Source organism: Mucilaginibacter humi (assembly GCF_013087555.1).
The window spans coordinates 1-17,376 of record NZ_JABFCR010000039.1 but is presented as its reverse complement, the minus strand read 5'-3'; the positions used below and the strand labels follow the sequence as shown (position 1 = coordinate 17,376).

Below are 17,376 nucleotides of genomic sequence, written 5' to 3'. Positions count from 1 at the left end.
TGGCCTGTTGGGATTTGTTGGGTTTGCTAATGTAAACTCGGCCAGCCAGCCCAACAGCAGGAAATTCAGGTACTTTAATCCTGCCGGCGGCGCGGGCCTGCGGATTAAGTTTAATAAGAAAACCGATACCAATATTGGGATAGACTATGGAAAAAGCAAAGATTATTCGTCAGTTTCAATAAATTTAGGAGAAACTTTTTAGTTAAAAACTGCCCTGTAGTCATTACAGGGCAATAAATTAATTTTTTTACAATTTATTAACCGGAATGTTACCCAGGCTAATGAAATATATCAGAATTAATATTTTATATTTGATTAAGATATCCGAAAAACAAGCACGACTCTATACGTACCAGCATTTCACATTAAACTATTAAGTTTTTTCGAAGTCAAAATACCTTAATCTGAATAGCTGATCTTAATAACTGCATGTCGAAACGTATTTTAATATTAGATGACAACCAGGATATCCGGAAATTGTACACGAAACACTTTCTTACGAGAAATTTGATGTTAAGAGCACGTCAAATGGCGGTGACGTTATGCCTATGCTTGCTGATTTTGGGGCCGACCTGGTGATATTAGATTTTAGGGTAGCAGGTATAAATGGCGGCGAGCTTTGTAAACAGATAAAGTGTCATCCCGACTATAAAGATATTCCCGTTATTATTTTTTCGGCCTACATTAATCATGATGATGAATTATATGGCTATGGTTGCGATGCCATCATCAACAAACCTTTTGACCTTACCGAACTGGTTGAAAAAGTTAACAGCCTAATCCTATAACTTCGCTCCCCTTCTTTTCCTGTAATTATAAAAAATTAAGTAAAACAATAAAAACAACCTTATGTTGTCTTTAAAAAAGACAGTTGTATAAAACGTAGCAGGCTTACATAGGTTTTATAATTATAATGCTTACTATTGTTTTATAAACCAACACATTAACTTAATTTATTAGATGAAAATTTTTATCGCCAAGCTGCCTTACCAATACGAAGGGGCTGACCTAACAGAACTTTTTTCTCCCTTCGGCGAGGTAAGTTCGGCAAACGTGATCATGGATCGCGAAACCGGCCGCAGCAAATGCTATGCTTTTGTTGAGATGCCAAATGACGCGGAAGCACAAAGTGCCATTGACGCGCTTGATGGGAAAGAAATTTTAGACAAGGCAATTGCTGTTAGCCAAGCCAAAGAAAAAACCGACAGGCCAGCGGGCGGCGGGGGCGGATACCGTGGCGGCCATAGTGGCGGCGGCAGTTACAACCGCGACCGTAACAACGGTGGCAGTGGATACGGTGGTAATAGTGGTGGTGGCGGCTACAACCGCGACAGAAGCAGCGGCGGCGGGGGTTATAACAAAGATCGTGGAAACGGCGGCGGCGGAAGCTATCGCGACCGGGGTAATAAGGGTGGTGACGCTGATTATTAATATTCAGAATTCTATAAAATATAAAAGGCGGGCTTCTTGTTTAGAAGCCCGCTTTTTTGCCTCTCCCTAAATCCCTCTCCAAAGGAGAGGGACTTCGATGCAAGGCATATCATATTATATTATGCTTTTATTAATGTTAACTTTTAAAGCCCCTCTCCTTTGGAGAGGGGGTGGGGTGAGGCCTTAATTCAACTTAAACCCTATACCAAACTGCCATACCGGTTTGCGGTAGTTAGGCACATATGTACTTCCCTGCGAGTCGGTTTTTTGAAGGTCAACTGTATAACGTGCGCGCAGATCAACAGACCTGTTCAGGTCGAAGCTTACACCTAACACGCCATCTAAAAATGATTTATGGCCGTTATTGTTTTCGTAATAAGTTTCCTGTGATACCACAAACCCATTGTCATAAGTATTAGTAGTATTTAACAGGTAAGACAATTGCGGACCTACCAGGATGTTAAAACCCGGGCCTACTTTAAATTTGGCCAATAAGGGCACGTCAATAAAGTTTGTACGCTGAGTAAAAACGCCACTCGGAGTGGTAGCTTCGTACCCTTTTTGCGAAAACAAAACTTCGGGTGCAAAAGATAATGGATAAATAATAGGCAGATCAAAAGTTAAACCTGCATTCAGGCCTACTATACTGCCCGTACTGTAATTTGAGTTGCCGGAACTGATCTGGTTTGAAACGTTACCGCCTATGGTAAGGCCAATTTTAGGGCTGTAATAATCGCCGTTGTTGTCGCGCTGGCTGTTGCGTTGCCTATGGTATCTGCGCTGTGCGCTTACCGAGCCTGCAATTATCGTCAGGCATATAGCAAAAGAGAAGTTTTTTCATAATAGTATGCTTTATATTTTTAAGTAATGGTTTTTAGAGCACGGCCATTTAAAAAGGTTTATTTACAAATTGCTTTTTATTTATTTTTTTGCGGAAGGGCTGTGTAACAATACTTAAAGGAGATTGTCTGATACGTTGTTTGGCATACTGCCAAACAAAACCAATTTTGTGGTAATCACCATTTTTTTAGTCGAAGTTTTTAAATACATTTATTGTTTAAACAATTAGCATGAAACAAAAATTACTCCCGGTAGGCCTTGCACTGGTCTTTTTTGCATTAAACTTAAACGCGCAGGGCGTTATAGCCTGGAAACAGGCCACATCTGGCGGTTATACTTATCGCTATGTTACCGGCGACCCTACCCACTCGCGCTTTTACACGCTAAAAAATGGTTTAACCGTAATTTTAAGCCCCACTAACAAACAGCCGCGTATACAGGCTTATATAGCCGTAAAAGCGGGCAGTAAGACCGACCCTGCCGACCATACCGGCCTGGCGCATTACGGAACACATGATGTTTAAGGGTACTGATAAGTTTGGCACAACCAACTGGGCCAAAGAAAAACCCTACCGGATAAAATAGACGCCCTTTACGAGCAATATAACTCCACCAAAGACGAGGCTAAACGTAAAGAGATCTATAAAGAGATCGACAAAACATCAGGCGAAGCGGCTAAAATCTCTATTGCTAACGAGTATGATAAAATGATGGCCTCAATGGGTGGCCAAAATAGTAACGCTTTCACCTCGTTTGAGCAAACGGTGTATACCGAGGATATCCCAAGCTCATCATTAGATAAATTCCTGGTGCTGCAGGCAGAGCGTTTCCGCAACCCTATTATGCGGATTTTCCATACGGAGCTGGAAGCAGTTTACGAAGAAAAGAACCGCACGCTGGATGACGACGGCCGCAAAGTTAGCGAAGCCATGTTTGCCGCTGTATTCCCCAACAACAACTATGGTAAACAAACTACCATAGGTACTATTGAGCATTTAAAAAATCCGTCGTTAAACGCTATTCGCAACTACTATTACACTTATTATGTGCCAAATAATATGGCCGTTATCCTTTCAGGCGATTTTAACCCGGATGTGGCAGTTAAAAAGGTAGAGCAAACCTTTGGCTATATGAAGCCTAAACCTATCCCGCCTTATACCTTCGCGCCAGAGCAGCCTATAACCAGCCCGGTAAAGCGTGATGTTTACGGCCCTAATCCAGAAAATTTAACTATCGCGTTCCGTTTCCCGGGCGCTGCTACCCGCGATGCCCGTTTATTGGATCTGATGGGATCAATGTTAACCAACGGCAAAGCTGGCTTATTTGACCTTGACCTGGTTAAAAAACAAAAATTACTTAGTGCGGGCGCCAGCAGTTACACCTTAAAAGATTACAGCGTTTTATTGCTGCGCGGCAACCCAATAAAAGGGCAATCGTTAGACCAGGTGAAGGACCTGATGATGGCCGAGATCAGTAAACTGAGAAAAGGCGAATTTTCTGACGACCTGATCAAATCAATTGTTAACAATCAGAAAAAAGAGAAGATAATTGATAACGAAAGCTATGTAAACCGTGCCAGCAACCTGATGAGTGATTTCACATCGGGCGTTGACTGGAAAACCGATATAGCCACCGTTAACGAGCTTTCAAAGATAACCAAGGCGCAAATTGTTGAGTTTGCAAACAAGTACCTTAACGATAATAACTACGTAATTATTTACAAGCACCGTGGGCGAAGATAAAAACATAGTAAAGGTTGAAAAACCTGCTATCACGCCGGTTGAGGTAAACGCCACCTCACAGTCAGAATACCTGAAAAAATTGAGGCTCTGCCTTCAAACGCGGTAAAACCGGTTTTCCTTGATTTCCAAAAAGATATCCAGCGTGCTAAAGCCGGAAAGGTGGACCTGCTATCAATTCAAAATAAGGATAACAGCATATTCCGCCTGTACTACCGCTTTGATATGGGTAGCTGGAACAACAAGCTGTTACCAATTGCCGCGCAATACATCCAGTTTTTAGGCACCAAAACCAAAACCGCCGAAGACTTTAGCAAAGAGTTTTATAAACTGGCGACATCTTACAGCATATCAACCGGTACAGAATATACGCAGGTTGCATTTAGCGGCTTACAGGAGAACTTTGGCGCATCAATAAAATTATTCGAGGACCTGCTGGCAAACTGCCAACCAGATGAGCAGGCTTTAGCCGGATTTAAGGCCCGTTTAAAAAAATCAAGGGAAAATGCTAAACTAAACAAGGCATCAATTGCCAGTGCTTTAAGAAGCTATGCTACCTATGGCCCGTCTAACCCCTTTAATTATACATTTACAGATGCCGAGCTGGATGCCATTACCGCTGATGAACTGATCAGCATCTTGCATTCGCTTAGTAATTATAAGCATACCGTATTGTATTATGGGCCGCAAACTGCACAGCAAGCTGCATTAACCGTAGCCCAGCTGCACAAAACACCGGCTGCATTTATGCCATATCCGGCTGCCAAAGTATTTACCAAAGTACCCACCGCTACCAACCGTGTATTTTTTGCTAATTATGACATGGTACAGGCCGAAATTTATTGGGTACGCAATGAAGACATGTTCAATGCTGCGCAAACGCCAGAGATAGAATTGTTTAATAACTATTTTGGTACCAGTGGCTTTACCTCTATCGTATTACAAAATATCCGCGAAGCTAAAGGGTTGGCCTATTCGGCATTTGCTGTTTACCAGCAGCCGGTTAAAAAAGACGATTCGAACCTATTTATAGGTTATGTAGGCACACAGGCTGATAAATTGAACGAAGCTATACCTGCCATGAACGACCTGCTGAATAAATTACCCGAGTCTGAAAAAGGTGTAATTGGCGCAAAGGACAACATTCGTAAATCAATAGAAACCGAGCGTGTGACACAGGACGATATTTTGTTTAGCTATCTGGCAGCACAACGCCTTGGCCTGAATTACGATGCCCGTAAAACAACTTTTAATAGTTTGGATAAGATGGATTTTAAAACCATTAACGCGTTCCACCAGGCACAGTTGGCAAATAAACCATTTGCTTATTGTATTGTAGCATCAGAGAAACGCGTTAGCGATACCGATCTGAAGAAATACGGCCAGCTGATCAAGCCTGATATGAAAACATTATTTGGCTATTAATAACTAATAGTGTTCTGTAAAACAAGCACTTAATTAAAAAATAAGGCAATAAATTAAAATCAGAAAGAAATATTACACATAAAATGCATTAAAACCCTACATATGTGTAGGTAAAACACTGCATTCTACAAATTATGGGAATATTTTATCAGCTATGGTATAGGAATTGTTATTAATATAATAATTCCTATACCTTTTTTATTATAGGCTTAATACGAATAAAAATGCAGCGGATATTAGCGGTTGATGATGATAAAGATATTTTAGAAGTTTTACAGTTGATACTGGAAGACTCGGGTTATGAAGTTGAAACACTGGCTGACGGTAACTTATTATTTGACCGTATACAAAAGCAACAGCCTGATTTGATTATACTGGATATTATGTTAGGCAATATGGACGGGCGCGAACTTTGCCGTACTGTTAAAACAAAAAAGAAACGCATGATATCCCGGTTATTCTGCTGTCAGCGAGCCATACAATCGCCAACAATTTAAAACAAAATGGTAACCCGGACGACTTTATATCAAAGCCGTTTGATATTGACGTACTTATTGAAAGAGTAGAACGACAATTGTCAGCAGCTTGAATGAGGAATCGTCATTAGTCATTAGTCATTAGTTCAAGCTTCGCTTGAACTTTTTTATGTGGTACCTCCCGGTAAACTATGACCATTGGCTGCTTGCTATTAATCAACAATTGTAAAGTTTTCCACAACTATACCATCTAATTTCATTAATGCGTTTAAAAAGCGTTGTTCACATTTGTTAATTACTATTGTGGATTGCATTTTTGCGTTTAGCTAATTTAGCGCTACCATTTTTTACGCACCTTATGATTAAATTGAAATATAGCATAGCCCTGTTACTCCTATTTTTTGCTTTTACTTTACGTGCACAGCAAAGTCAGTCGTTCCGGGCGTATCGCACTTATCACGCTGCCGGCGACCTGTTAGAACGCGGTATGTATGTGGCGGCCTCTGCCCAGTATCGTTTGGTGATGGAATCAAAACTAAAAACCAGCAACCAGCCCCAGTTTGAAAGTGAGTTATCCTTATTAAAAGAGAACGCGCAGTACTATGTAGCGCTTTGCGCGTTAGAGTTGGGAAATGATGATGCGGAGGACCTCTTCCTGAAATTCATGCATGATCACCCGGAAAACCCGCTGGCTAAGCTGGCCGTTTACCAGATAGGCAGATCATACTCTAAAAAAGGTAATTACAAACAAGCCTTACTATGGTTTGATAAGATCTCTGCCGATCAGCTAAACGGCCGGGAAAACACCGAATATAAATTCCGTAAAGCTTATGCCTATTTTACGCTCGATGACTATGCCAACGCGCAAATACTGTTTGGCGAAGTAAAGAACCGCAACTCGCCTTTTACTGATGATGCTACCTATTATTTTGCTTACATAGCTTATTTAAATAAAGACTATCACTTAGCGCTGCTAAATTTCGAGAAATTAAAAAATTCGAAAAAGTACATCAGCAGCTATCCGTACTATATCACCGCCGTTTACTTTTTAGATAAACGTTATGATGATGTACTGGCCTACGCTATCCCGATACTAAATACTACCAAACAGCAAAACGAAACCGAAATGCTGCGTATCATCGGCGCATCATACTTTGCTAAAAAGGATTATGATAACGCGGTAAAATATTACGACCGTTTTGAGGCCCGAGACCAGGTAAGACCCAAAACACCCGGATAGTTACCAGATGGGTTATGCCTATTATAAGGTAGGCAATTACGCCAAATCTGCCGCCGAACTGGAGAAGCTGATTGAGCAAAAAGACGTTTACAGCCAGAATGGTAGCTATACTTTAGGCGAGGTGTTCCTGAAGATGAACAACAAGCAGAGCGCCCGTAATGCTTTTTTAAACGCATCTAAACTTAGCTTCGATAAACAATTGCAGGAAGATGCGCTGTTCCAGTACGCCAAGCTATCCTACGAGCTTGATTTTAATACCCGGGCTTTAGAAGCAACCCGTTTATACTTAAAAAACTATCCCAACTCTACCCGTACTACCGAGGTGAAAGTATTATTAGGCGAGGAGTTGCTAAACTCGCGCAATTATAAAGAAGCGGTCGAGATTTTGGAGCCTATCCCCAACAAAACCCAAAGCGCCAAAATAGCTTACCAAAAAGTAACTTATTACCGCGGGCTGGAGTTTTATAATGAGCGCGCTTTCGAGAACGCTATCGGGATCTTTTTACGATCATTAAAGAACCCTATCGACTTAAAGACAAGGGCCTTAACCACCTACTGGATGGCCGAAGCGATGTATGAGGTACGTAAATACACTGAGTCGGTATCAACCTTCCAGGACTTTCTACAATTGCCTGAGGCACCGCAAACGTCGGTATTTAACTATGCCAATTATGCGCTGGCTTATGCTGCCTTCTACGGCGAGAAATATCGCACCGCAGCTACCTACTTCCAGCGTTTTATTGATGGCGAGGAGAAGGACCGAAACACGGTTAACGACGCCATTACCCGCATAGGTGATAGCTTTTTTGTTTTGAAAAGCTATGACAAGGCCTTAGCGTATTATAACCGGATCATAGACAACCATATTAAGGGCGAGGATTACGCGCTGTTTCAACGCGGTATGATCCAAGGGCTACAGGGAGCGCCGGATAGCAAGATCAATACGATGAAGGCTTTGTTGTTCCAGTTCCCAAATTCGGATTATGCTGATGATGCCGATTTTGAAATAGCCTACACTTACTTTATTAAAAACGACGGCCCTACCGCTAAAACCGCGTTGCAGGCCATGATCCAAAAATATCCGCGCAGCAGTTATATCCCGCGCGCGCTGGTTACCATTGGTTTGATTGATTACAATGCCGGTAGCGACGATGTGGCTATCGAATCGTTTAAAGCGGTGATAAAGGACTATGCATCGACAGACGAAGCTAAGCAGGCGTTAAAGCAGATTGAAAAGATCTACACCGACAAAGGTGACGCACAGACTTTCATTGCTTACGCTACCACTACCCCTATCGGTAATTATACCACTGCCGAACAGGAAAGCATTATGTATACCGCCGCCAATAACCTTTACTTACGCGGCGACTGGCAGGGTGTTGTAGCCGCGGTAGGTGGTTACTTCGAGAAATTCCCTAACAAGCCTATTTATGAGAAACAGGCAAGGTTTATCCGTGCGCAGGCGTTGGTTAACCTTAAACGCGATGACGACGCTATCATTGATTACAACGTGATATTGAACGACTGGACCAGTTCATCAACAGAGCAATCGTTGATAAGCATGGCTAAGCTGTACATCAACAAGAAAAAGTATAACGATGCGGTAGTGTTCCTGAAAAAGCTGGAGATCACCTCAGAATATAAGGCCGATTATACCTTTGCTATAAATAACTTACTGCTATGCTACGCGCAAATGCACGCTGCTGATGAGGCACTAAACTATGTTAAGCTGATAAGGGCCAACGAAAAATCGGCACAGGAGGATAAATTCAGGACCGGATTATATGCAGGCTTGGCCTATCTGCAAAAAGGCGATACTACCGCCGCGGTAAACGAATTTGATTATACCATTTCAAATACCAAAACTATTGCGGCAGCCGAAGCTAAATACAATGTAGCGTTGGTGCAGTACCTGAAACACCAGTATAAAACATCGCAAAAAACCTGCTTCGAGATAGCTAAAGAAATGCCTAACTATGATTACTGGATAGCTAAAACGTTTATCCTGTTGTCAGACAATTATGTGGCGCTGAAAGACAACTTCCGTGCTAAGGCTACGCTGCAAAGTATCCTGGATAATTACAAAGGCGATGACGACATCTTAGCCATCGCGCAGCAAAAATTGGATAAGATCTCGCCGCCGAAAGCTAAAATAGAGGAAGCGGTACCAGACTCTACCCAAACAAAAAAACCGGTTAATAAAGGATAAAAGAAGACAAGCACATGAAATTAAAATACACCTACACGCTGTTTACTTTGATCATGGTATTATACTTTGTTCCGGCTAACGCGCAAAAGAAAACAACGACTAAAAACCTGCCGCAAAAACAACCAAGCCTGCCGCAAAACCGGCAGCAGCAGTTAAAAAGGCCGAGGCAAAATCGCTGGGCGAAGCAGCCGCTAAAGTAACTGTAAAGGATACGGTAAAAGGCGGTGGCTCTGCCAATAACCCGGCCAACCCTACCGGCGGCAGTTTATCAGAAGAGATCGTCATTACATCGGCTTACAAGCCCGTATTGGCCGACGCGGTAAAGATCCGCCGTAACCCCGACCTGGAAGATAAAACGCCGTTTAAGGCGCCGTTAACGTATGTTCCGCTGGATAAAAGGTTGGATAAGGACAACGAGATAAAGCAGCTTAACTCCATGAAAATGCCGGTTACGCCTGATACCCTGCCTTATAACAATATTGTACGTGCAGGCATAGGCAACTTAAAAACCACGTTTTTAGAAGGCTACTTTGGCAACGGGCCCGACCAGGCTTTACAGGTGAGCGGTTATGTTAAACATCTCGCGCAAAGCGGTACAACTTACTACAAACAAAACAGCAGCAAAGACGAAGTTGGCGTATTTGGCAAAAGCATTGGCGAAACCAATACCCTAACCGGCCGCCTTGATTACACCAACAGCAGCAATTATTTTTACGGTTATAACCTGCAACACCCGCCGGCTACTTTAGATGTGGCACACCAATATTTCAATACACTATCGGGCGAGGGTGAAATTGCCAAGAACTATAAAGACATTGAGAATGATTTTACCTATGCCTTAAAACTTAAAGGTTATTTATTTGGCGACAGGTTTAAAGCAAGAGAGAACAACTGGTATTAGCAGGTTTTGTAAACAAAACCATTAATGAGTTTTATGCAGGTGTGGCTGCATCATTAGACCTGAGTACGCAAAAAGATAGCTTATACTCGTATAACAACAGCATAGTTAGGGCAAACCCTTACATTAAGTTCCGGGGCGAGAATTATAAAATTGACGCAGGGGTAAATTTAGTTGATGAGTTTGGTTTTGCCGGGCGTTTCTCAATCTTCCCTGCTGCCAAGTTAGAGTACCAGGTGATCCCAAAATATGTGCGCTTATTTGTGGAAGCCAAAGGCGATGTCAATAAATCATCATTGAGAGACTTTTTTGGTATTAACCCTTTCCTTGGTAAAAACCTGCTGATCCAGAACTCGGTTGATAAGCTTGACCTGACCGCTGGCCTTAAAGGCACCCCGGCACCGGGCCTTGGTTTTAAAGCCGATGTGTATAGAAACACCGTAAAAAACATGCCGCTTATTGTGAATGACTTTGTTGCCACACAAAACCGTTTCACAGTGATATATGATAATGGCAATGCTACTGTTAGCGGCTTTAATGGTGAGCTTGATTATAAAGCATCAAGCGATGTGGATGTTTTTGGCCGTGTTGAGTTTAAGGATTATAAAATGGCAAACGAGGCAAAAGCCCGGAACCTGCCTAAGTTTAAATTGACTGCAGGTACCGCTTTCACTATAAATGATAAGGTTAAGGTAACAGGATCGCTGGTGTTCCGTGGTTCAAGTTATGATCGTACCTATGACGTTTCTGTAACCACAGCGGCGGGGGTTGTGCCTTCACCGGGCTTAAACATCATCAATATCAGTTCGTTTACTGATTTGAGCGGAAGTGTTGAGTACAAAGTAAACAAGCAGATCTCCATTTTTGGGCGTGTTAATAACATTTTAAATTCAACAAATCAAACCTGGGTGCATTATCCTGACTACGGATTTAATATATTTGGCGGCGCGAGCTTTAGTTTTTAGTCTGAAGTCGTTAGTCTTAAGTCAATAGTTCCAAATTTTGGACTTCAGACTAAAGACTCAGGGCTTCAGGCTAAATTTGAACTTAACTAATTAACCGTTACTTTTAACGAATGGATGTAGGCTTTTATTTAGGCGAATTGCTAATGCAGCAGGGCGAGGTAAGTGTACCCGGCCTTGGTTATTTCGTGCAGGTGCGGATGAGCGGTTATTATAATGATAACGAGCGCAAATTCTACCCTCCCTATCATCAGGCGCAATTTGATATCCAGTCGATAGACGATGATGCCTTAGCCGAATATATTGCCGTTAAAAAAACATCTCCATCTCATCGGCCAAATATTTTACCGAAAAATATATTACCAACCTAAAGCAACAGGCGCTGATAAGCGAAGTACCTATTGGCAACCCGGGCCATTTTTATACCGAGGGAACCCAGTTAACTTTCAGGCCTGCCGATAAGATAATTGACGATACAATATTTTACGGTTTTGAGCCTATAAGCATAAATAAAATAGGCGACCCTGTAGAGGAACGACCTAAGGTTGAGCTAAACTTTCCGCCTAAACAGGCACCGCTAAAGCCTGCCGTAACTGAAGAGATTCAAACAGAGGTACAGCAACCTGCAGAACAGCCAACCCGCATTTACCGCGAGGAAGAGGAAATGGCAGGCGTATCGCCCGAGTTTTTTGAAGCCGCTGAAGAAGAGGAAGAGCAAACGAAAAGTCCGTTGATGTTGTTGCTGGTAATATTTATAGCAATAGTAGTTATAGCCTTGGGTGTATTTGCTTTATACAGGTACCAGCCGGATACCTTCGCCAAAATAGCTTTCTGGGAACATAAAACTGTCGATAGCATTAAACCAAAACCGGTTGTGGTGTCTAAACCGGATACATTAGCTACAGATAGCCTTTCGGCCGACTCGTTGAAAAAGGATACCACGGCAGTTAAAGATACAACAGCAGCTAAAAAGACAGAAGTGATCATATCGCAAACTGAAGTACCATCGCCTAAAAAACAGCTATTGGCAACTGTTGTTCCACCTAAAAGAAAGATGTGGTTACTATACCGGCCGGCAAGAGCAAAATAATAATGGCTGCGCCTTCGGCAGCGGTGGGTACCGTGCGCTTTGAGGTGTATGCGGTTAACGCCGCCACTATTGCCGAAGCTAACGCGGGTATCAGGCTGTTGAAGAAGTCGGGGCTCGACCCAAGATGGGTAACAGATGCAGCAGATGCACAATATCATATATCCATTGGCCATTTTGCCACTAAGGAAGAAGCCAAAAAATTTGCGGTTAACGCCATAGAATCCGGTAAAATACCGGGCGGCAATGCTTTCGCAATGGAAGTTATACCACAGATTATTAAACCAAAGGCGGTACCGGCACAAGCAAACAAACCCGTTACTGCTATGGATAAGCTGGAGGCTGCCAGCCCATTATTGGCACCACCTTCTACCGCTACCGGGACCAGGGCGTTTCGAAGTATACGCTGTGAGTACCGAGAGTATAACTGCAGCAAATGCTGCAATCAAAACGCTTAGGAAGGGCGGCTTTGATCCAAGATGGGTTAAAGATGCAACCGGCCCTCTTTATCATATATCAATCGGGCATTTTGCCACTAAAGAAGAGGCTAAAAGTTTTGCAGCCAAAGCTATTGAATCAGGTAAAGTACCGGGCGGTAATGCCTACTTTATAGAAATTATACCAAACAAATAACCTATATATTAATGCAAGCAGTTACAGACACCGTAAACAAGGTAATAGATACGGCTAACCACGCCACACAACAGTTGGCAGCCATCCCACACCAGAACTTCGTTTTGGCGAATTAATTATTAAGGGTGGCTGGGTAATGATCCCGATTGGCATTTTGGCGGTATTGGGTTTGGTTATATTTTTCGAGCGATATTTTACCATCCGCAAAGCGTCAAAAAACGAGAATAATTTAATGCAGCAGGTACGCGGCAGCATCATGTCGGGCAATTTAGAATCGGCAATTGCTATTTGCCGCAACAACAATTCGCCGCTGGGCAGGATGCTGCAAAAAGGCTTATTACGCATTGGCCGCCCTATAAAAGACATTGAGGGCGCTATCGAGAATATTGGCAAGCTGGAAGTATCAAAACTGGAGAAGAACATCAGCATATTGGGTATAGTAGCCGGTATTGCGCCCATGTTTGGTTTCTGGGTACTATTGCCGGGGTAATTAAGATTTTTATGACATCTCAACTACCGACAACATTAGCATGGGTGTTATATCCGGCGGTTTATATGTAAAGATGGTGACATCGGCAGCGGGCCTGTTTGTAGGTATTATTGCCTACGTGGGTTATCATATTTTAAATATTATGGTTGACAGGGTTATATTGAAATTAGAGACCGATGCTATCGAATTTATTGACCTGTTAGAAGAACCAAGCAAATAATGAATTTAAGAAAGAGACAAAGAGGGACATCTGCCGAGGTACATACTTCGGCCATGAACGATATTATGTTCTTCCTGCTTTTGTTTTTCCTGATAGCGTCGACAGTTACCAACCCCAACGTAATAAAGCTGGTGCTGCCAAAATCATCAAGCGGGCAATCGGTATCTAAAAAAACAATAACGGTATCCATCACCAAGGATCTGAAGTATTATGTCGATAAAAAGAAATCCCGGTAGCCGAACTAAATAACACGCTTTTAAGTTATAAAAGTATAGCTACCCAGCTTACCATAGTTTTATACGTAGATAAAACCGTTGCCATACAGGACGTTGTAGCCGTAATGGACATAGCGCAAAAACTAAATATTAAACTGGTATTAGCTACGGAACCCAAGTAGTGGTGAGTAGTGAGTTTTGAGTGATGAGTAGTAATTCTTCATTCACTCAAAACTCACTACTCAAAACTCATAACTGAATAATGAACTATATTCAAGAAGAAAATAACTACCCAAGGGCATTTGCAGCAACCGGCGTAATCATGGTGCTGATTGCGGCCCTGTGTTATTTTTGGATCATCAGCATGCCGCCAAAGCAGGAAGATGGTACGGGTGGTATATTGGTAAATTACGGTACTACCGACGAAGGCATGGGGAGCGATTACATGAGCACCGAGCAGCCGTCAATGGCCGAAAAAGCAAACCACTCCAAACCTGATAAAGTAACCCCGGCCCCTCCTACCGAAGAAAAAACGAAAGTAGAAGCCAGCGATAAAAACGTAGTCACCCAAAACACCGAGGATGCCCCGGAGGTTGCGGCCAACACCAAAAAACCAAGCACTACCGTAGCTACCGAACCTACCAAAGCGGTTACCAAACCCACTATCAATCAAAACGCATTATATAAAGGCAAAACCAATAACGGTATTGGCGAAGGCGATGGCACCACCGGCACTCCCGGCAACCGGGGCAAGCCTACAGGCAGTACGCTAACCAATAATTATAACGGTACCGGCTCTGGTAACGGCGGCAGTTTGATGATGGCACAACGCAGCTTTACCAGCCGCCCCATTATTGGTGATGATGGCAGGCACTCGGGCAAGGTGGTCGTTGATATCCGGGTTGATAAGAATGGTAACGTGGTATACGCACGTGGCGGTGGCCGCGGCACAACAGTAGTAGACCAAAACCTGATTCAAAAATGCGAGGAAGCTGTTAAAAACTCTCATCTCAATCCTCTTGAAAACGCCCCGGACCCACAGATCGGGCAGGTGGTGTTTGTATTTAAGGTGAATTAAGTCCCTCCAATTTGTCATGCTGAGGAACGAAGCATCTGCCGGCGGCGATTGTAAAGTTTGCAGATTCTTCGCTATCGCTCAGAATGACAACTTATTTTGGCCACAACTACTCCGGGCAATGCGCCTTTACCTTATTCATAAAGTAATTCAGATCGAAGGGTTTGGCGATATGGCCATCGGCGCCGCAGTCTTTGCTTATCTGTTCCAGATCGCTGTTGGCTGATACCCGGGATAACCGGCAAATGCTTCAATTTTTCTTCGGACTTAATGTAGCTGCACATGGCTTGACCGCTTTCGCCCCCACTTAAGGAAAGATCCAGTAAAACCAATCCTACTTCCTGCTCGTGCAGTCTTCTTTTGGCCGAAGTGGTGTCCGCCAAGCTGGACACTTTGTAGCCATCAATTTCCAATAATATGCTCATCATTTCCGCAATAACGGGCTCATCTTCTATAACTAATACTTTTCGCTTCATGATACAATGGTTACGGTTTTGATAATACAATTGTTATACCATCTCTTAGGCGCAGGGATATAAAACCGGGCTTTATTTTATAAATTTGCGTCACTATCATCATGACCTACCAGCAAACCATCGATTACCTGTACACCCAACTGCCTGTATTTACCCGCGTAGGTGCATCAGCCTATAAAGCCGACCTGAATAATACCACCGAACTTTGTAAACGGCTGGATAATCCTCAGCATCAATTTAAAAGTATTCATATAGCCGGCACCAATGGTAAAGGGTCAACCTCGCACATGCTGGCGGCGATATTACAGGTAGCAGGTTATAAAACCGGGCTGTATACCTCGCCCCATTTAAAAGATTTCAGGGAACGCATCCGCATTAACGGCGAGATGATAAGCGAGCAATCGGTTGTTGATTTTGTGGCCAATCATCAAACGGATTTCGCGGAGATCAACCCTCTTTTTTGAAATGACGGTAGGTTTGGCGTTTGACATTTTCGCGAAAGAAAAGATCGATATCGCCGTAATTGAAACAGGATTGGGCGGCAGGCTGGATTCGACCAATATCATCACCCCGCTCCTGTCCGTTATTACCAACATCGGCTGGGACCATATGAATATCTGGGTGATACGCTGCAACTCATCGCTGCCGAAAAAGCGGGCATCATAAAACCCAACATCCCTGTAATAATTGGCGAAAAGCAGGACGAAGTAGCCGATATCTTCATCCGCAAAGCGGAACAGGAAAAATGCACCGATAAGTTTTGCCTCGGATTTATTTGAGGTGAAAGGCAAAAGACAAAAGGCAAAAGGTTATGATGATTTATTGGAGGTCGAGGTCGAAGCATCACAACTCATAACTCAACACTCACCACTCAACTTTGGTAATAAAAACACTAAGACTGGGTGATGATATTGGTCGAATTCCAGCCTGCGCTGCCCAACCGGGCTTTTTCCATACGGCGATATCGATCTTTTCTTTCGCGCCTCCGCGAAATCCGTTTGAGATCAACAACCGATTGCTCGCTTATCATCTCGCCGTTAATATGCGTTCCCTGAAATCTTTTAAATGGCCTTGGTATATTTTTGGCCATCAAAACCTTTACCATTGGTGCCGGCTATATGAATAAAATTGATGCCAGCTGAGGATTATCAGCCGTTTACAAAGTTCGGTGGTATTAAGGGTCGGCTTTATAGGCTGATGCCTACGCGGGTAAACGGTGTTGGGTGTACAGGTAATCGATGGTTTTGCTGGTAGGTCATGATGATAGTGACGCAAATTTAGGCAAAGCCCTGGTTTTATATCCTGCGCCTAAGAGATGGTATAACAATTGTATTATCAAAACCAACTTCGCTGAAGCGAAAACATGAAGCGAAAAGTATTGGTTATTGAAGATGGCCCGTTATTGCGGAAATGATGAGCATTATTTTACTGGGAAATTGATGGCTACAAAGTGTCCAGCTTTGTGGAGGACTATTCGCCAAATGCAAGCCTGCTTGTCTGGGCGTGGACCCTGGAAGGATTAGTGAAGTTTTGCTTTCACTCACGACCTATCGGGTTTTGTTACGGCCACGTTGCCGTGCTCGACCACCTTGCCCGGCTCCGCCTACCCAACTGCGTTGCCAACTACCGCGACCACCGTTACCGGCGCTTTGCCTGCCCTGATGTCTCGCAACCATTGTTTGTTTTGGTTTGTCTTGCCAGTAAGGATCGAGCGCTACGGCAGTGCTGATTTGTTATTTCCGAGATCGGTGGCAACTCTAAGTTTTCGGTAAAAACTTAAGTATGGGTTTGAATGATTTCTTTCGGCCGTGGCTGGCTGTCGTGCAGCAATCATCCCCGGCCTGGCTGTTTGTGTTAAAAAATAACACAGGCTGCAATCAGCACCATGTTCGCAGGTTGCTATCATGCCCTTTGGGTGGTTATTCACTATTTCTTGAATATAGTTCATTATTCAGTTATG

At 43.2% G+C, this 17,376-nt stretch carries 20 protein-coding genes and 3 pseudogenes; 19 read left to right on the top strand and 4 right to left on the bottom strand.

The annotated features are described in order from the left end of the window. The first annotated feature begins 7 nt into the window (after positions 1-7). The 3 genes from HK413_RS17630 (at position 8) to HK413_RS19805 (ending at position 1,431) form a co-directional block, all read left to right on the top strand. Positions 8-202 carry a hypothetical protein gene (locus HK413_RS17630; protein WP_246230136.1) on the top strand — a complete coding sequence of 65 codons (195 nt, stop codon included), beginning with the start codon at positions 8-10 and terminating at the stop codon, positions 200-202. Positions 203-476: 274 nt separating this feature from the next. Continuing rightward, positions 477-788, top strand: coding sequence for a response regulator (locus HK413_RS09225; RefSeq protein ID WP_175269991.1), 312 nt, complete (start codon positions 477-479; stop codon positions 786-788). A gap of 172 nt (positions 789-960) precedes the next feature. Beyond that, positions 961-1,431: an RNA recognition motif domain-containing protein gene (locus HK413_RS19805; RefSeq protein WP_175269983.1), complete on the top strand. Its 471-nt coding sequence runs from the start codon at positions 961-963 to the stop codon at positions 1,429-1,431. A 183-nt stretch (positions 1,432-1,614) separates the two neighbouring features. Here the strand turns inward: HK413_RS19805 and HK413_RS09215 are convergent, their stop codons facing one another. After that, positions 1,615-2,148, bottom strand: coding sequence for a porin family protein (locus tag HK413_RS09215; RefSeq protein WP_449406794.1), 534 nt, complete (start codon positions 2,146-2,148; stop codon positions 1,615-1,617). 353 nt (positions 2,149-2,501) lie between these two features. On the opposite strand from HK413_RS09215, the gene HK413_RS17615 reads away from it, so the two are divergent. From HK413_RS17615 to HK413_RS09200, 6 genes are all read left to right on the top strand, one after another. Then, complete coding sequence (locus HK413_RS17615; RefSeq protein ID WP_246230134.1) at positions 2,502-2,795, top strand: hypothetical protein; 294 nt, start codon at positions 2,502-2,504, stop codon at positions 2,793-2,795. Between the two features lie 27 nt (positions 2,796-2,822). Next, complete coding sequence (locus HK413_RS17610) at positions 2,823-4,013, top strand: M16 family metallopeptidase (protein WP_262886858.1); 1,191 nt, start codon at positions 2,823-2,825, stop codon at positions 4,011-4,013. 159 nt (positions 4,014-4,172) lie between these two features. Further along, complete coding sequence (locus HK413_RS17605) at positions 4,173-5,435, top strand: M16 family metallopeptidase (RefSeq protein WP_317169425.1); 1,263 nt, start codon at positions 4,173-4,175, stop codon at positions 5,433-5,435. A gap of 224 nt (positions 5,436-5,659) precedes the next feature. Further along, a complete protein-coding gene (locus HK413_RS09205) occupies positions 5,660-5,932 on the top strand; it encodes a response regulator (protein WP_175269982.1) in 273 nt (90 codons plus the stop codon). Positions 5,933-6,269: 337 nt separating this feature from the next. Beyond that, positions 6,270-7,151, top strand: coding sequence for a tetratricopeptide repeat protein (locus HK413_RS17600; protein ID WP_246230129.1), 882 nt, complete (start codon positions 6,270-6,272; stop codon positions 7,149-7,151). A 7-nt stretch (positions 7,152-7,158) separates the two neighbouring features. After that, positions 7,159-9,360, top strand: coding sequence for a tetratricopeptide repeat protein (locus HK413_RS09200; RefSeq protein WP_246230127.1), 2,202 nt, complete (start codon positions 7,159-7,161; stop codon positions 9,358-9,360). A gap of 99 nt (positions 9,361-9,459) precedes the next feature. Here HK413_RS09200 and HK413_RS09195 read toward each other — a convergent pair whose 3' ends face one another. After that, positions 9,460-9,645, bottom strand: coding sequence for a hypothetical protein (locus tag HK413_RS09195; protein ID WP_175269981.1), 186 nt, complete (start codon positions 9,643-9,645; stop codon positions 9,460-9,462). A 22-nt stretch (positions 9,646-9,667) separates the two neighbouring features. Between HK413_RS09195 and HK413_RS09190 the strand changes: the two genes are divergently transcribed. The 9 genes and pseudogenes from HK413_RS09190 (at position 9,668) to HK413_RS09150 (ending at position 14,943) form a co-directional block, all read left to right on the top strand. After that, the gene (locus HK413_RS09190) at positions 9,668-10,261 is read left to right on the top strand and encodes a hypothetical protein (RefSeq protein ID WP_175269980.1); all 594 of its coding nucleotides are present in this window, start codon (positions 9,668-9,670) and stop codon (positions 10,259-10,261) included. A gap of 41 nt (positions 10,262-10,302) precedes the next feature. After that, positions 10,303-11,223: a TonB-dependent receptor domain-containing protein gene (locus HK413_RS09185; protein ID WP_175269979.1), complete on the top strand. Its 921-nt coding sequence runs from the start codon at positions 10,303-10,305 to the stop codon at positions 11,221-11,223. A 110-nt stretch (positions 11,224-11,333) separates the two neighbouring features. Then, positions 11,334-11,591 carry an HU domain-containing protein gene (locus HK413_RS09180; RefSeq protein WP_175269978.1) on the top strand — a complete coding sequence of 86 codons (258 nt, stop codon included), beginning with the start codon at positions 11,334-11,336 and terminating at the stop codon, positions 11,589-11,591. A 293-nt stretch (positions 11,592-11,884) separates the two neighbouring features. Continuing rightward, positions 11,885-12,310 (top strand): hypothetical protein, encoded by a 426-nt coding sequence (locus HK413_RS09175; RefSeq protein WP_175269977.1) that lies wholly within the window; start codon positions 11,885-11,887, stop codon positions 12,308-12,310. Then, positions 12,277-12,765, top strand: coding sequence for an SPOR domain-containing protein (locus tag HK413_RS09170; RefSeq protein ID WP_175269976.1), 489 nt, complete (start codon positions 12,277-12,279; stop codon positions 12,763-12,765). Before HK413_RS09175 ends, HK413_RS09170 begins: the two co-directional genes overlap by 34 nt. After that, complete coding sequence (locus tag HK413_RS09165) at positions 12,716-12,940, top strand: SPOR domain-containing protein (protein WP_175269975.1); 225 nt, start codon at positions 12,716-12,718, stop codon at positions 12,938-12,940. Before HK413_RS09170 ends, HK413_RS09165 begins: the two co-directional genes overlap by 50 nt. Before the next feature lie 11 nt (positions 12,941-12,951). Continuing rightward, positions 12,952-13,650 (top strand): annotated as a pseudogene (locus HK413_RS09160) (MotA/TolQ/ExbB proton channel family protein). Then, positions 13,650-14,047 (top strand): annotated as a pseudogene (locus HK413_RS09155) (ExbD/TolR family protein). Before HK413_RS09160 ends, HK413_RS09155 begins: the two co-directional pseudogenes overlap by 1 nt. An 80-nt stretch (positions 14,048-14,127) precedes the next feature. Then, positions 14,128-14,943 carry an energy transducer TonB gene (locus HK413_RS09150; protein ID WP_175269974.1) on the top strand — a complete coding sequence of 272 codons (816 nt, stop codon included), beginning with the start codon at positions 14,128-14,130 and terminating at the stop codon, positions 14,941-14,943. 131 nt (positions 14,944-15,074) lie between these two features. On the opposite strand, the gene HK413_RS09145 is transcribed toward HK413_RS09150, so the two are convergent. Then, complete coding sequence (locus tag HK413_RS09145) at positions 15,075-15,416, bottom strand: response regulator (RefSeq protein ID WP_175269973.1); 342 nt, start codon at positions 15,414-15,416, stop codon at positions 15,075-15,077. Between the two features lie 101 nt (positions 15,417-15,517). Between HK413_RS09145 and HK413_RS22625 the strand changes: the two are divergent. Further along, positions 15,518-16,197, top strand: a pseudogene (locus HK413_RS22625) (bifunctional folylpolyglutamate synthase/dihydrofolate synthase); the annotation flags it as partial. Between the two features lie 111 nt (positions 16,198-16,308). Here HK413_RS22625 and HK413_RS09135 read toward each other — a convergent pair. After that, positions 16,309-16,521 (bottom strand): hypothetical protein, encoded by a 213-nt coding sequence (locus HK413_RS09135; protein WP_175269972.1) that lies wholly within the window; start codon positions 16,519-16,521, stop codon positions 16,309-16,311. Positions 16,522-17,376: the final 855 nt, after the last annotated feature.

What these genes read in the sequence shown, in the direction of transcription:
- HK413_RS19805 (WP_175269983.1), top strand. Translation starts at nt 961, where the DNA reads ATGAAAATTTTTATCGCCAAGCTGCCTTACCAATACGAAGGGGCTGAC.
- HK413_RS17615 (WP_246230134.1), top strand. Translation starts at nt 2,502, where the DNA reads ATGAAACAAAAATTACTCCCGGTAGGCCTTGCACTGGTCTTTTTTGCA.
- HK413_RS09205 (WP_175269982.1), top strand. Translation starts at nt 5,660, where the DNA reads ATGCAGCGGATATTAGCGGTTGATGATGATAAAGATATTTTAGAAGTT.
- HK413_RS17600 (WP_246230129.1), top strand. Translation starts at nt 6,270, where the DNA reads ATGATTAAATTGAAATATAGCATAGCCCTGTTACTCCTATTTTTTGCT.
- HK413_RS09200 (WP_246230127.1), top strand. Translation starts at nt 7,159, where the DNA reads ATGGGTTATGCCTATTATAAGGTAGGCAATTACGCCAAATCTGCCGCC.
- HK413_RS09195 (WP_175269981.1), bottom strand. Translation starts at nt 9,645, where the DNA reads ATGACGATCTCTTCTGATAAACTGCCGCCGGTAGGGTTGGCCGGGTTA.
- HK413_RS09180 (WP_175269978.1), top strand. Translation starts at nt 11,334, where the DNA reads ATGGATGTAGGCTTTTATTTAGGCGAATTGCTAATGCAGCAGGGCGAG.
- HK413_RS09175 (WP_175269977.1), top strand. Translation starts at nt 11,885, where the DNA reads ATGGCAGGCGTATCGCCCGAGTTTTTTGAAGCCGCTGAAGAAGAGGAA.
- HK413_RS09150 (WP_175269974.1), top strand. Translation starts at nt 14,128, where the DNA reads ATGAACTATATTCAAGAAGAAAATAACTACCCAAGGGCATTTGCAGCA.
- HK413_RS09145 (WP_175269973.1), bottom strand. Translation starts at nt 15,416, where the DNA reads ATGAAGCGAAAAGTATTAGTTATAGAAGATGAGCCCGTTATTGCGGAA.
- HK413_RS09135 (WP_175269972.1), bottom strand. Translation starts at nt 16,521, where the DNA reads ATGGTAAAGGTTTTGATGGCCAAAAATATACCAAGGCCATTTAAAAGA.